Annotated in this window: 11 protein-coding genes; 7 read left to right on the top strand and 4 right to left on the bottom strand. The window is 66.9% G+C overall.

Features of this window, described 5'->3' with window-relative positions; all coding sequences use genetic code 11:
* Window positions 1–53: 53 nt before the first annotated feature.
* Entirely contained in the window at window positions 54–1,754 is a 1,701-nt protein-coding gene (gene rpsA / locus OLX02_RS16575) for a 30S ribosomal protein S1 (protein ID WP_264424657.1), read from the bottom strand.
* 302 nt (window positions 1,755–2,056) lie between these two features.
* Between rpsA and OLX02_RS16570 the strand changes: the two genes are divergently transcribed.
* A complete protein-coding gene (locus OLX02_RS16570) occupies window positions 2,057–2,590 on the top strand; it encodes a GNAT family N-acetyltransferase (protein WP_264424656.1) in 534 nt (177 codons plus the stop codon).
* Between the two features lie 5 nt (window positions 2,591–2,595).
* Here OLX02_RS16570 and OLX02_RS16565 read toward each other — a convergent pair whose 3' ends face one another.
* Window positions 2,596–4,335, bottom strand: coding sequence for a methyl-accepting chemotaxis protein (locus tag OLX02_RS16565; RefSeq protein ID WP_264424655.1), 1,740 nt, complete (start codon window positions 4,333–4,335; stop codon window positions 2,596–2,598).
* A gap of 129 nt (window positions 4,336–4,464) precedes the next feature.
* Window positions 4,465–5,895, bottom strand: coding sequence for a UDP-N-acetylmuramate--L-alanine ligase (locus OLX02_RS16560; protein ID WP_264424654.1), 1,431 nt, complete (start codon window positions 5,893–5,895; stop codon window positions 4,465–4,467).
* Window positions 5,896–6,034: 139 nt separating this feature from the next.
* Here OLX02_RS16560 and OLX02_RS16555 point away from each other — a divergent pair, with 139 nt between their 5' ends.
* The 6 genes from OLX02_RS16555 to OLX02_RS16530 all read left to right on the top strand — a co-directional run bounded on the left by OLX02_RS16555 (window position 6,035) and on the right by OLX02_RS16530 (window position 12,053).
* Window positions 6,035–6,862, top strand: a complete 828-nt coding sequence (locus tag OLX02_RS16555; protein WP_264424652.1) for an LD-carboxypeptidase — start codon at window positions 6,035–6,037, stop codon at window positions 6,860–6,862.
* Window positions 6,863–6,896: 34 nt separating this feature from the next.
* Window positions 6,897–7,832 (top strand): ACP S-malonyltransferase, encoded by a 936-nt coding sequence (gene fabD, locus OLX02_RS16550; RefSeq protein WP_264424650.1) that lies wholly within the window; start codon window positions 6,897–6,899, stop codon window positions 7,830–7,832.
* A gap of 4 nt (window positions 7,833–7,836) precedes the next feature.
* Window positions 7,837–8,601: a 3-oxoacyl-[acyl-carrier-protein] reductase gene (gene fabG, locus OLX02_RS16545; protein ID WP_264424648.1), complete on the top strand. Its 765-nt coding sequence runs from the start codon at window positions 7,837–7,839 to the stop codon at window positions 8,599–8,601.
* A gap of 26 nt (window positions 8,602–8,627) precedes the next feature.
* Window positions 8,628–9,134, top strand: a complete 507-nt coding sequence (locus tag OLX02_RS16540; protein ID WP_264424647.1) for a hypothetical protein — start codon at window positions 8,628–8,630, stop codon at window positions 9,132–9,134.
* Between the two features lie 212 nt (window positions 9,135–9,346).
* Window positions 9,347–10,465, top strand: coding sequence for a DNA polymerase III subunit beta (dnaN, locus tag OLX02_RS16535; protein ID WP_264424645.1), 1,119 nt, complete (start codon window positions 9,347–9,349; stop codon window positions 10,463–10,465).
* A 157-nt stretch (window positions 10,466–10,622) separates the two neighbouring features.
* Window positions 10,623–12,053, top strand: a complete 1,431-nt coding sequence (locus tag OLX02_RS16530) for a globin-coupled sensor protein (RefSeq protein WP_264424643.1) — start codon at window positions 10,623–10,625, stop codon at window positions 12,051–12,053.
* 54 nt (window positions 12,054–12,107) lie between these two features.
* On the opposite strand, the gene OLX02_RS16525 is transcribed toward OLX02_RS16530, so the two are convergent.
* On the bottom strand, window positions 12,108–13,115 hold the full coding sequence (locus OLX02_RS16525; protein ID WP_264424750.1) for a zinc-dependent alcohol dehydrogenase family protein: 1,008 nt from the start codon (window positions 13,113–13,115) through the stop codon (window positions 12,108–12,110).
* Window position 13,116: the final 1 nt, after the last annotated feature.

Here is a 13,116-nt window from a genome sequence, read left to right as displayed (position 1 = left end):
GGGCTTTTGGATGCTTGTGGAGGCAGGGCCGGGGCCCTGCCGCCGGACAAGGCTTACTGCTTGGCCTTCAGCGCGGCGCCGAGGATGTCGCCCAGCGAAGCGCCGGCATCCGACGAACCGTACTGTTCCACGGCTTCCTTCTCTTCGGCCAGCTGGCGGGCCTTGACCGAGAAGTTCGGCTTCTTCGAACGATCGAAGCCGGTGACCATCGCGTCGAGCTTCTGGCCAACCTGGAAGCGGTCGGGACGCTGCTCGTCGCGGTCGCGGCCGAGGTCCGAACGCTTGATGAAGCCGGTCGCGCCGTCTTCGCCGGCCTGCACTTCGAGGCCGCCATCGCGGACTTCGAGAACAGTGACGGTGGTGACTTCGCCGCGACGCAGCGAACCCGAGGAAGCAACGCCGCCGGCCGCCGGAGCGCCCTTTTCAAGCTGCTTCATGCCGAGGCTGATGCGTTCCTTCTCGACGTCGACGTCGAGAACCACGGCCGAAACTTCCTCGCCCTTGCGGTGCAGGGCAAGCGCGTCTTCGCCCGAGATGCCCCAAGCGATGTCCGACATGTGAACCATGCCGTCCACGTCGCCGTCGAGGCCGATGAACAGGCCGAACTCGGTCGCGTTCTTGACTTCGCCTTCCACGGTCGAACCGACCGGGTGCTTCTCGGCGAAGGCTTCCCAAGGGTTCTGCTGGGCCTGCTTGAGGCCGAGGCTGATGCGGCGCTTGTCGCTGTCGACTTCCAGCACCATGACGTCGACTTCCTGCGAGGTCGAAACGATCTTGCCGGGGTGGACGTTCTTCTTGGTCCAGGACATTTCGGACACGTGGACAAGGCCCTCGATGCCCGGCTCCAGCTCCACGAAGGCGCCGTATTCGGTGATGTTGGTGACGGTACCGTGCAGCTTCGCGCCGACCGGGTACTTGGCGGCAACGCCATCCCACGGATCGCTTTCCAGCTGCTTCATGCCCAGCGAGATGCGCTGCGTGTCCTGGTTGATACGGATGATCTGCACCTTGACCGTGTCACCGATGGCGATGACTTCGCTCGGGTGGTTGACGCGCTTGTAGCTCATGTCGGTGACATGGAGCAGGCCGTCGATTCCGCCGAGGTCGACGAACGCACCGTAGTCGGTGATGTTCTTGACGACGCCGTCGATGATCTGGCCTTCCTTGAGGTTCTGGATCAGGCCCGAGCGCTGTTCGGCGCGGGTTTCTTCCAGCACCGCACGGCGCGAGACGACGATGTTGCCGCGGCGGCGGTCCATCTTCAGGATCTGGAACGGCTGCGGCATGTCCATCAGCGGGGTCACGTCGCGGACCGGGCGGATATCGACCTGCGAGCCGGGCAGGAACGCCACGGCGCCGTCGAGGTCGACGGTGAAGCCGCCCTTCACGCGGCCGAAGATCACGCCTTCAACGCGCTTGCCTTCGCCGAATTCGCTCTCGAGCTTGTCCCAGGCGGCTTCGCGGCGGGCGCGGTCGCGCGACAGCATCGCTTCGCCGTCGGCGTTCTCGACGCGGTCGACATAGACTTCGACTTCGTCGCCGACCTTGAGGCCGTGCGGCTGGCCGGCCATCGCGAATTCGCGCAGCGGCACGCGGCCTTCGCTCTTGAGGCCGACGTCGATCACGGCCTTGTCGTTTTCGATGGCGGTAACGGTGCCCTTGACGACGCGGCCTTCAAAACCGCCATTTGCGGCTGCGCCCAGCGTCTCGTCGAGCAGCGCGGCGAAATCGTCGCGCGAGGGATTGGTAGCCATGGTGTGCTTCCTGGTATCGATGTTTCCGGCCAGGCGGTTGTTTCCGCCGGTCTTTCCTCCGCGAACCGCCCCATGCGGATGCGCGGGCCAAAAAGGGCCGAGCTGCCCGCCGGACCGTATGCCGCGACAGGCATCCACGCGGGGCAAAAGCCTCTCGCAGACCGCGCGCCCTTATGCCGGTTGGGCGCAAAACGCAAGCAAAACTCACGTTTTTGCAAGGGGCCGATTGCGCTGGATCAAGGCCGCTCATGCTGCGTTTGCTAACTGCCCGGGCATCCACCGAATGTCCGGAGATTTCCGTGATGACCACCACCACTCTGGCGGAGCTTGCCCCCATGACCGAGATGACCACCCGCGACGGCACCGTGCTCACCGTACGCGCTGCCTATGCCGAGGACGAAGGCGTGCTGGCGGACTTTTTCGACAAGGTCAGCGCGGAGGACCGCCGGTTCCGCTTCCTCACCGCGATCAACCATCTGGGGCATGACCAGCTCCAGCCGCTGACCCACGTCGATCACTGGCGCACCGAGAGCTTTCTCGCGCTCGATGCCGCCACCGGCGAGCTCGTCGGTTCGGCCATGCTCGCCTGCGACGGGGAGATGGATACCGGCGAAGTCGCGGTCTCTGTCCGCAGCGACTATCGCGGACGCGGGGTGGGCTGGACCCTGCTCGATCTTCTGGCCGAGGAAGCTCGCAAGCGCGGGCTCAAGCGGGTGATCTCGATCGAGGACCGCGAGAATCACGCGGCGATCGAACTGGAGCGCGAGAAGGGTTTCGAGGCGCGGGGCGTGGACGGCGACCCGCACCTCGTGCTGCTGGAAAAGCGCTTCGACTGACCTCGTCAGGCGGCGCGGCGAACCTCGATGGGGGCCGCGCCGCTGTGGGCGGATGTGCGGAACTGCGCGACGAGCCGGGACAATTCGCTTGCTTCCTGCGCCAGCGAGCGGGCGGCAGCGGTGCTCTCCTCCACCATCGCGGCGTTCTGCTGCGTCATCCGGTCCATGTCGATGACCGCGGTATTGACCTGTTCGAGGCTGCCCGCCTGATCCTGCGCGGCATCGGCGATTTCGGCGACAAGGCCGGCGATGCCGCTGACGCGGCTCACCATGGCGGTCAGGGCGGTGCCGGTCTTGCCCACCAGCACCACGCCGCCCGACACTTCGCGCGCGCTTGATGCGATCAGCCGTCGGATGTCGCTGGCAGCGTTGGCAGACCGCTGGGCGAGGGCACGCACTTCCGTGGCGACCACGGCGAAACCCTTGCCGGCATCGCCGGCGCGCGCGGCTTCCACGCCGGCATTCAGCGCCAGAAGGTTGGTCTGGAACGCGATCGAATCGATCAGGTCCACGATCTGGCCGATTTCGCTGGACGAACGCTCGATCGCGGTCATCGCGTCCATCGCCTCGGCCACCAGGCTGCCGCCCGCCGTGGCTTCGCGCGTGGCGTCGTCGATCACGGCCTGCACGTCGCGGGTGCGGCTCGCGGTTGCGTTGACCAGCCCGGTGACCTGCCGCATCGCGGCGCTCGATTCCTCGATGCTGGCGGCCTGGGCCTGGTTGCGCTGGGCCAGGTTGTCGGACGCGATCCGGATTTCCCCGGCCCCGCCGGTAACATCGGTGGCGGAGCGTGCGACGCGCCCCAGCGCTTCGTCCAGCCGCAACGCGGCGCCGTTGTAGGCAGTGCGCAAGGTTTCGTATTCCTCTGCGAAAGCGGCGTCGATGCGGTAGAGGAGATCCCCTTCCGACAGGCGGGCCAGCGCCGTGTCCATCGCCGCCACCACCTGTTCCTGCTTGATCGCGGCTTCGCGCTGTTCGCGCGCGGCGGCACGAAACACTTCGATCGAAGCGGTCATTTCGCCGATCTCGTCCGCGCGGTGTTCGTCGCACAGCCCTGCGTCGAGGTCCCCGCCGGCCATGGCGGTCATCGTCTCGGCGGTGTCCGCAAGCGGAGCCAGAACGTTGCGCAGCAGAAAGCGTACGCCGATAGTCAGGATGCCAAGCGCCAGTGCGCCAAGCAGCGCGATGCCCAGCATCAGCGTCCAGACGATGGTGCTGCTTTGTGTGAACAGGTCGTTCGCCTTGGCCTGTGCGGCCAGCGTCAGGGTGTGGACCTCGGTCCTGTGCCTGGCGAAGATCGCTTCTATCCGGCCATAGCTGCTTTCGGCGGAGGCCCGGTCACCGGCGGCAAGCGCGGGAAGCAAGGTCTGGTCGACTTCCTGCCAGAAATGGTCCGCCTCGCGGCTGCCGCCGGCGAGGGAGCGGCGCAGGTCGGCATCGAAGTCCGGCTGGGCGAAACGGGTACGGCTGGCGCGATAGGCGGTCTCCAGGCGCACCAGTTCGGGGCGGATCTCGTTCACCAGTTCGGGCTTGCGCACCAGCCGTGTCACCTCGAGCATGGGCTGGACCAGATAGAGCGAGGGCGGCATGACATCGGCGATGAAGCCGTCGGCGCTTTCAGCCTGCGCATCGAGTGGCCCGCCGACGCGAATATATTGAACGCTCGCTCCCGTGAGCAGCAGCGTTCCTGCGACAATGGCGATGATCGCCCGTCCGCCCACCGTGCCCTTGCGCTTGATCGTCATGTCGGCCCCGTATCCTGATGTTGGAACGGGGTGGCTCTAGTCGGCAACTCAGGCCGGTGTGATTGGGGAAGATTTCGCACGTCGGCGGCGGCACGCGGTTAACCAGCCATCCGCATGATTTCATGGCATTCAGGCCATGCTGGAAAGCAGCTCCCGAGCGAAAATCGAAAGGGTGTCGTCGCGCGCGCCCATGATCACCACCCGGTCGCCAGGGTGGGCCAGCGCCGCGATCCGGCGTCCGCAATCGGCGCGGTCGGGCACGTATTCCGCATGGCCGCCATGCTGCGCGATCAGGGCGGCGATACGCTCGCTGCCGACCGAGCGATCGACCGTGCCGCCGAAATAGACCGGATCGCACAGGATCGTCACGTCGTCCTGGCCCAGCCGGGTCGCCAGCACTTCGGCCAGTTCAGCGCCCATCTGGCGCAAGGGGCCATAACCGTGGGGCTGGAAGAACGCGATCACGCGGCCCGGATGCGCCTTGAGCGTGGCCAGCGTGGCCGCCACCTTTTCCGGGTTATGGCCGAAATCGTCGATCACCGTCACGCCCGACGGACTGGTGCCGAGGATGTCGAAGCGGCGGGCGAGGCCGGCGAACGTGCCCAGTGCGGCCACTGCGTCGGCCACTGTGACACCCGCCGCACTGGCTGCGGCGATGGCGGCCAGCGCGTTGGCGAGGTTGTGCCGCCCCGGCACGCGCAGCGCCAGCGCGTGGGCCGAACCGTCGCGGCGGTCCAGCACGGTGGCGGCGATCCCGGTCGGGCCTTCGACCACGCTGCCCGGATCGACCGACACTTGCGCGCCGGGCGCGAAACCGAACGTGAGCGAGGCATGGGCGCGCGGCAGCAGTGCCATGCTTTCCGGATCGTCGGCGTTGACCACGCCCACGGCGGCGCGGGCGAGGAAATCGCCAAACAGATCGCGCAGTTCCTCAAGGCTCTTGTGATCGAGGCTGACGTTGTTGAGCACCGCGACCGAAGGCGTGTAGAGTGCGATGGAGCCGTCGCTCTCGTCCACTTCCGACACGAACAGATCGCCCTGTCCCACGCGGGCGGAGGCGAAGGGCGCATCGGGCGAGGCGAAGTTCTTCATCACCGCGCCGTTCATGATCGTGGGGTCGCGGCCCGCCTCGGTCATGATCCAGCCGATCATTCCGGTGACCGTCGACTTGCCGCTGGTGCCGCCCACCGCGATGCCGGTGCGCGCCGCGTTGAACAGGCGGGCCAGAAGCTCGGCGCGGCTCATTCGCGCGCAGCCCAGTTCGCGTGCGCGCACCATCTCGGGCACGGTGTCCTCCACTGCGGCCGAGGCGACGAGCACCTGGTCGGCCGATGTCACGCCGCTGCCGTCCTGCGGGAACAGCGTGAAGCCCAGGCTTTCCAGCCAGGCGAACTTTTCGGGCGTGCGCCCCTGGTCGCGGCTGCGGTCCGACCCGGCCACCCGCGCCCCCTGACCCTTCAGGATCAGCGCCAGCGGCAGCATTCCCGATCCGCCGATGCCGCAGAAGAACCACGGGTGGGAGGTGAGCGAGGCGGGCGTTGCGGAAGTTTCGGCGGTCATCCTTGCGTCGCTATGCGCGGTTCGGCCGCAACTCAACACGTCATTCGGGCCGGCTTTGAATTCCATCGGATGGCCGGGGCGGGTGGCCGAATGGATTTCCGGCCTTCGCCCGCATGACGAAAGTGGCTAGGAGGGGAATATGATGCGTGTCGCCATCTGCGCCCCCTCCACCCCGTTCACCCGCGAGGACGCCGCGCGCGTGGTGCAACTGGCGGCCACCGAATTTCCCGACATCGCGCTCGATTTCCATGACCAGTGCTTTGCGGTCCACGGCCATTTCGCCGGGCCGGACGAGGCCAGGCTCGCTGCCTTCCTGGAATGTGCCAACGATCCCGCGTTCGATGCGGTGTGGTTCGTGCGCGGCGGCTACGGCGCCAACCGCATTGCTGCCGATGCGCTGCCCCGGCTGGGCGAGGCGGCGCGCGGCAAGACCTATCTCGGTTATTCCGATGGCGGGACGCTGCTGGGCGCGCTGTATCTCGCAGGCATCGGCCGGCAGGTCCACGCGCCGATGCCCACCGACATCCGCCGGACCAGCGGCGAAGCGGCGGTGCGGCGCACGCTGGGCTGGCTTGGCGGCGACCGGACAGGCGAGGAGCCCTCACTTGATGGCCGCATCCCGGCCGCCGCTTTCAACCTGATGACGCTCGCCATGCTGTCGGGCACGCCGCTCATGCCCGATCTGGCGGGACACGTCGTGATGGTGGAGGAAGTGGCCGAATACCACTACGCGGTCGACCGCCTGCTGTTTCACGTTGCCCATGCGCTCGCGGCGCAAGGCGCGGCGGGGCTGCGGCTCGGACGGGTCAGCGACATTCCCGTCAACGACCGCCCCTTCGGCGCAGAGCCGGAGGACATGGCGCGCCACTGGTGCGCCAAGGCCGGCCTTTCATGGCTTGGGCGGGCGGACATCGGCCATGATATCGACAACAGGATCGTCCCGTTCGGACTTGCCCCGTGCGCGTGACGGCAATAGGGCGCGCGCCCAAAGGAGCTAGGATATGAGAGCTTTCGTTTTTCCGGGCCAGGGCAGCCAGAAGGTCGGCATGGGCGTCGAACTGGCTGAAACCAGCGCCGCTGCGCGCGAAGTATTCCAGGAAGTGGACGACGCGCTCGGCCAGAAGCTGTTCCAGATCATGAAGGACGGTCCGGAAGATGTGCTGACCCTGACCGAGAACGCCCAGCCCGCGATCATGGCCAACGCCATCGCCGTGCTGCGCGTGCTGGAAAAGGAAGGCGGCATCCAGCTGGCCGACAAGGCCGATTTCGTCGCCGGCCACAGCCTCGGTGAATATACCGCGCTCTGCGCTGCCGGCGCTTTCAGCCTTGCCGACACGGCGCGCCTGCTCAAGCTGCGCGGGCAATCGATGCAGGCGGCAGTCCCGGTGGGCGTGGGCGCGATGTGCGCGCTGCTCGGCGCCGACCTTGAGCGCGCGACCGCGCTGGCCGAAGCCGCGGCCGAAGGCGAGGTCTGCACCGTCGCCAACAACAACGATCCCACGCAGGTCGTCCTCTCGGGCCACAAGGCCGCGATCGAGCGCGCAGTGGCACTGGTCAAGGAACACGGCATCAAGCGCGGCGTGCTGCTGCCCGTCTCCGCGCCGTTCCACTGCCCGCTGATGCAGCCGGCGGCAGACGCGATGGCCGAAGCCTTTGAAAAGACCCCGCCGGGCGCGCTGCGCATCGCGCTGTTCGCCAACGTCACCGCCGCGATCGTGACCGACCCGGTGGAGGTGAAGCGCCTGCTCGTCGAACAGGTTACCGGCCGCGTGCGCTGGCGCGAAAGCGTGATCGCGATGACGGCAGCCGGGACCGAGCAGTTCATCGAACTGGGCGGCAAGGTGCTCGGCCCGATGATCGGCCGCACCGTGGCCGACGTCTCGATCACCAGCGTGGTCGGCATGGCCGACATCGAAGCCCTCGCCAAGGAACTCTGAAGCCATGGAAAACCGCCTCTTCGACCTCACCGGCATGACCGCCCTCGTCACCGGTGCCGCCGGCGGCATCGGCTCGGCGATCTGCCATGCGCTCGCGCAGCAGGGCGCGCGGCTCGCGCTGTCCGGCACGAACCCGGCCAAGCTGCGCTCCTTCCGCGAGGAACTGAACGACGCCTATGGTCACGACCATGTCGAGATCACCTGCGACCTGTCGAACACCGAGCAGGTGGAGCATCTCGTCCCCGCCGCGATCGACACGCTGGGCAAGATCGACATCCTGGTGAACAACGCCGGCATCACGCGCGACAATCTGGCCATGCGGATGAAGGACGAGGAATGGGACGCGGTGATCCGCGTCAATCTCGAAGCCGCGTTCCGCCTGATGCGCGCCGCTGCCAAGCCGATGATGAAGGCGCGCTTCGGCCGCATCGTGAGCATCACCAGCGTGGTGGGCGCGACCGGCAATCCGGGGCAGGTCAACTATGCCGCGGCCAAGGCCGGCCTTGTCGGCATGTCGAAGTCGCTGGGGCAGGAACTCGCCAGCCGCAACATCACCGTCAATTGCGTGGCACCGGGCTTCATCCGCACCGCGATGACCGACGTGCTGCCCGATGCGCAGAAGGACGCGCTGAACGCCCGCATCCCGATGGGCCGCATGGGTGAAGGCAGTGATATCGGCGCGGCGGTGGCCTATCTCGCCAGCAAGGAAGCAGGCTACGTCACCGGCCAGACGCTGCACGTCAACGGCGGCATGGCGATGCTTTCGTGACCCGGAGGGCGGGCAGGGGGCTGTTGTTGGCGTGGGCGCTCGTCGCCGGCGCGGCGGTTGCCCATGCCCGCCCGCCAGAGGCGCTGGCCTGCGCGGTGATGAACGCGCCGCACGGCCTCGATGCGCGCGTGGCCGACGTGATCGTCAGCCAGGATCCCGAACGCGGCCGCCCGGTGCTGGATGAACTGCGCGCGGTGGTCGATGCCTGCGGCCGCGACCAGTTCCTCGATGACAAGCAGCGGGACGCCTATTTCGACTACACGCTGGGCCGGATGGGCCGTGACGTGCTCGATGCCCGGCTGGGCGAACAGGGCATTGCCGCCGGGCTGATCGACGATGCGCTGGATATTGGGCCGGGCAAGGCCAACAATCCCGCCGAGAAGGTGACGCAGGGCGACCTGAACCGCGTCTCCGCAGCCCTGCGCGATGCCGGGCACGATCCCGCCAAAGTCACGCCCGATGGCTGGCGGCTCGTCACCGCGTGGATCTCGGCCACAGCCAACATGTTCGAAGCGCTGCGCCGGATGGATTGAGAATTTGGGTTGGGAATCGCCGTTTCGAGCGCACTTCCGGCAATTTATGCACAGCTTCGCGTGGATGAGGGCGGCAAGCGCTTGAAGCCCTTGCCGCACCGGGTAAGGAAGATGGTCCGAACCGCAACCATGTTTTGCGCGATTCCGCGCGAAACGACCGCTGACACGGCCTGCCTTCCTTGTGGAAGCCTGCCGGGGGGATCGAGACGAGAATGAAGGCGACGATCGAACGCGCGACCCTGCTGCGCTGCCTGTCCCACGTCCAATCGGTGGTCGAACGGCGCAACACCATTCCCATTCTTTCCAACGTGCTGATCGAGGCTTCGCCCGACAACACGGTGCGGCTGATGGCCACCGACCTTGATCTCCAGATCATCGAGTCGATGCCCGCCGTTTCGGTCGAGGGGCCGGGCGCGATCACCGTCTCGGCGCATCTGCTGTTCGACATCGCGCGCAAGCTGCCCGACGGATCGCAGGTCAGCCTCGAAACCGTCGACAATCGCATGGTGGTGAAGGCCGGGCGCAGCCGTTTCCAGCTGCCGACGCTCCCGCGTGACGATTTCCCGGTGATCGTCGAGGGCGACCTGCCCACCAGCTTCGAACTTCCGGCGCGCACGCTGGCCGAACTGATCGACCGCACGCGCTTCGCGATCAGCACTGAGGAAACCCGTTACTACCTCAACGGCATCTTCTTCCACGTCGCCGACGACGTGCTGAAGGCTGCTGCCACCGATGGTCATCGCCTCGCTCGCTACACGCTGGCACGTCCAGACGGGGCCGAGGGCATGCCGGATGTGATCGTGCCGCGCAAATGCGTGGGCGAGCTGCGCAAGCTGCTCGAAGAAGTGCTTGATACGGCGGTGCTGATCGACCTTTCCGCCAGCAAGGTGCGCTTCACGCTGGGCGGCGAGCACGGCGTGGTGCTGACCAGCAAGCTGATCGACGGCACGTTCCCGGACTACAGCCGCGTGATCCCCACCGGGAATGACAAGCTGCTCAAGCTCGATCCGCGCTCGTTCTTCGAAGGCGTGGACCGCGTTGCCACGATCGCCACCGAAAAGACCCGTGCGGTCAAGATGGCGCTCGAAACCGACCGCGTCACATTGTCCGTCACCAGCCCGGACAACGGCACCGCTGCCGAAGAACTGCCGGCGGACTATACGGCACCGGGCTTCGAGATTGGCTTCAACGCCAATTATCTCAAGGACATCCTCAGCCAGATCGATGGCGACACGGTTGAACTGCACCTCGCGGACGCCGGCGCACCCACGCTGATCCGCAAGGACGACAAGTCACCAGCGCTTTACGTTCTGATGCCGATGCGGGTCTGATCGGCGCGGGGAAGGGCGGCTGTCCGTCCTTCCCTCGTCTTGCGCTTAATTGATCGGTTAATCGGCTGAATACTGTCGTATTTATGCGTATCCCGAATTGAAACGGTTTTGATCGCGTCTCGGTAACGTCGCCTCCTGCTGCAACAGGACTGCTGACATGACCGCCGAAAATTCCAGCGTCGACCACACCCTGCGCTTCTTCAACATCGACGAGCGCGACTATGCGCGCTTCGGCCGGATCGCGCGAGCGATGACCAAGCACGCCCCCGGCGCGCTCGACCGGCTATATGAAAAGATCGCAGCGACGCCTGAAACGGCTACGTTCTTCTCCTCGCGCAGCGTGATGACCCACGCGCGTGAGAAGCAGGTCGAGCACTGGCAGACCATGTTCCGGGGGCAGCCTGACGGAACCTATCTCGACAGCGCGCGCACCATCGGGCGGGTCCACGCTCGCATCGGTCTCTCGCCGGAATGGTATATCGGCGCCTATGCCAGCGTGCTCGACGAAGTCCTGGTCGGGTTGCTCGGCTCGGGCCTCGGTCTGGGAAGCGGCAAGGCGCGCGTCGCTGGCACGGTTATCAAGATGGCGCTGCTCGACATGACCATCGCGCTCTCGACCTATTTCGAGATGGAAGAGGCCTCGCGCGTCGAAGTGATCGACCAGGTGGGTGGCGCGCTGCAGAAGCTGACGGCCGGCGACTTCACGTCTGAACTCTCCGGGCTTCCCAAGGAATTCGCCTCGATTCAGAATGATTTCGAGACAATGCGCGGGCAGGTCAGCGCCGCGCTTTCGGACGTGGCCGAAACTTCCACCAGCGTCGACACGGGCGCGCAGGAGATCCGCCAGGCCTCGGACGATCTTGCTCGCCGTACCGAACAGCAGGCGGCTTCGCTGGAGGAAGCCTCGGCGGCGATGACCTCGCTTGCCGGCAGCGTCCGCAACACCGCCGACGATGCCGAGCACATGCACGAATCGGTCCGCCAGGCGCACGGCGATGCGCGCGAAGGCGGCGCCGTGGTGGGTGAGGCCGTGCAGGCGATGACCGACATCCAGCGCTCCGCGCAGGAAATCGGCAAGATCATCGCGGTGATCGATGGCATCGCCTTCCAGACCAATCTGCTGGCGCTGAACGCCGGGGTCGAGGCGGCCCGTGCCGGCGATGCCGGTCGCGGCTTCGCGGTCGTCGCCAATGAAGTGCGCGCGCTCGCCCAGCGCTCGGCCGAGGCCGCGCTCGATATCAAGAAGCTCATCGGTGAAAGCTCGGCGCAGGTCGATCGCGGCGTCGCCATCGTCGGCCAGACCGGCGAGACGTTTGGCCGTATCGTCAGCCGCGTGGGCGAGATCGCCGAACTTGCCAGCAGCATCGCCGCTTCGGCGCGCGGACAGGCGACCAACATCGGGCAGATCCGAGAGACGGTGCGCGAACTGGACATGATGACCCAGCAGAATGCCGCCATGGTCGAGGAAGCGACCGCAGCCGCGCGCAACCTGGCGGGCCAGGCTGACCGGATGGCCGAACTGGTCGACCGCTTCGATCTGGGCGAACAGCAGCGCGCCAGCCGTCGCCGTTTGCGCCGCGCGGCCTGAGCTGGCCTTGATCCAACAGGCATGCGGGCCGGTTCATCCGGCCCGCATGCCTGCTCAGATATCGACCACGATCTTGCCGAAGTGCGCGCCGCTCGCCTGATGGCGGAAGGCGTCGCCCAGCTGATCGAGCGGGAAGTGCCGGTCGATCACGGGTTTGATCCCGTTGGCCTCGATCCCGGCGATCATGGCCAGCTGGTCCGCACGCGCGCCAACGGTCAAGCCCTGCACGCGCAAGTTGCGGGTCATCAGCACCCCGGTGTTCACCGGCCCGGCAAAGCCCGCCAGCACGCCGATCAAGGCGATGTGGCCGCCGATCCTTGCCGCCGCCATCGACTGCTCGAGCGTGCCCGCACCGCCGATCTCCACCACCGTGTCGACGCCGCGCCCGCCGGTCAGTTCGGCGGCTTTCGCGCCCCAAGCCGGGGTCTGCCGATAGTTGATCAGCTCGTCCGCACCCATTGCGTGCAGCCGTTCCAGCTTCTCGTCCGACGAACTGGTGGCGATGACGCGCGCGCCGGCCGCCTTGGCGAATTGCAGCGCGAAGATCGAAACGCCCCCGGTGCCCTGGATCAGCACGGTCGAGCCGGGCTTGGTCACCCCGTCAACGAACAGCGCACGCCACGCAGTCAGTCCGGCGCAAGTCAGCGTGGCTGCCTCGGCATGGCTGAAGCCCTTGGGCGCGCGGGTGAACCACGCGGCCGGCGCCACGACCTCTTCGCGCGCGTAGCCGTCGATGCTGTCGCCCGGCACGTTGACGAAGGCGTGCGGCGGCGGCGTGCCATCGGGCCAAAGCGGGAAGAACACCGAGACGACCGCGTCGCCCACGATGTAGTCGCGCACGCCGTCGCCCACGGCCACGACTTCGCCCGCGCCGTCCGACATCGGAATGCGCGTGGCCGGAGCGGGGATCATGCCCGTCACCACCGCGAAATCGTGGAAATTGAGCGACGAGGCGCGCAGGCGTACGCGGATCTCGCCGGGTCCGGGCGCGCCCGGGGCGGGCAAGGCCACCACGTGCAGGTTGTCCAGCGACGCCGGTGCGCCGAGGTTGATCGCGCGAATG

Origin of the sequence: Novosphingobium sp. KCTC 2891 (genome assembly GCF_025938155.1) — a bacterium.
In the GTDB taxonomy this organism is placed as follows: domain Bacteria; phylum Pseudomonadota; class Alphaproteobacteria; order Sphingomonadales; family Sphingomonadaceae; genus Novosphingobium.
This window is presented reverse-complemented; position numbering and strand designations above follow the sequence as displayed.

What these genes read in the sequence shown, in the direction of transcription:
- dnaN (WP_264424645.1), top strand. Translation starts at nt 9,347, where the DNA reads ATGAAGGCGACGATCGAACGCGCGACCCTGCTGCGCTGCCTGTCCCAC.
- OLX02_RS16570 (WP_264424656.1), top strand. Translation starts at nt 2,057, where the DNA reads ATGACCACCACCACTCTGGCGGAGCTTGCCCCCATGACCGAGATGACC.
- rpsA (WP_264424657.1), bottom strand. Translation starts at nt 1,754, where the DNA reads ATGGCTACCAATCCCTCGCGCGACGATTTCGCCGCGCTGCTCGACGAG.
- fabG (WP_264424648.1), top strand. Translation starts at nt 7,837, where the DNA reads ATGGAAAACCGCCTCTTCGACCTCACCGGCATGACCGCCCTCGTCACC.
- OLX02_RS16555 (WP_264424652.1), top strand. Translation starts at nt 6,035, where the DNA reads ATGATGCGTGTCGCCATCTGCGCCCCCTCCACCCCGTTCACCCGCGAG.
- OLX02_RS16565 (WP_264424655.1), bottom strand. Translation starts at nt 4,335, where the DNA reads ATGACGATCAAGCGCAAGGGCACGGTGGGCGGACGGGCGATCATCGCC.
- OLX02_RS16530 (WP_264424643.1), top strand. Translation starts at nt 10,623, where the DNA reads ATGACCGCCGAAAATTCCAGCGTCGACCACACCCTGCGCTTCTTCAAC.
- fabD (WP_264424650.1), top strand. Translation starts at nt 6,897, where the DNA reads ATGAGAGCTTTCGTTTTTCCGGGCCAGGGCAGCCAGAAGGTCGGCATG.
- OLX02_RS16560 (WP_264424654.1), bottom strand. Translation starts at nt 5,895, where the DNA reads ATGACCGCCGAAACTTCCGCAACGCCCGCCTCGCTCACCTCCCACCCG.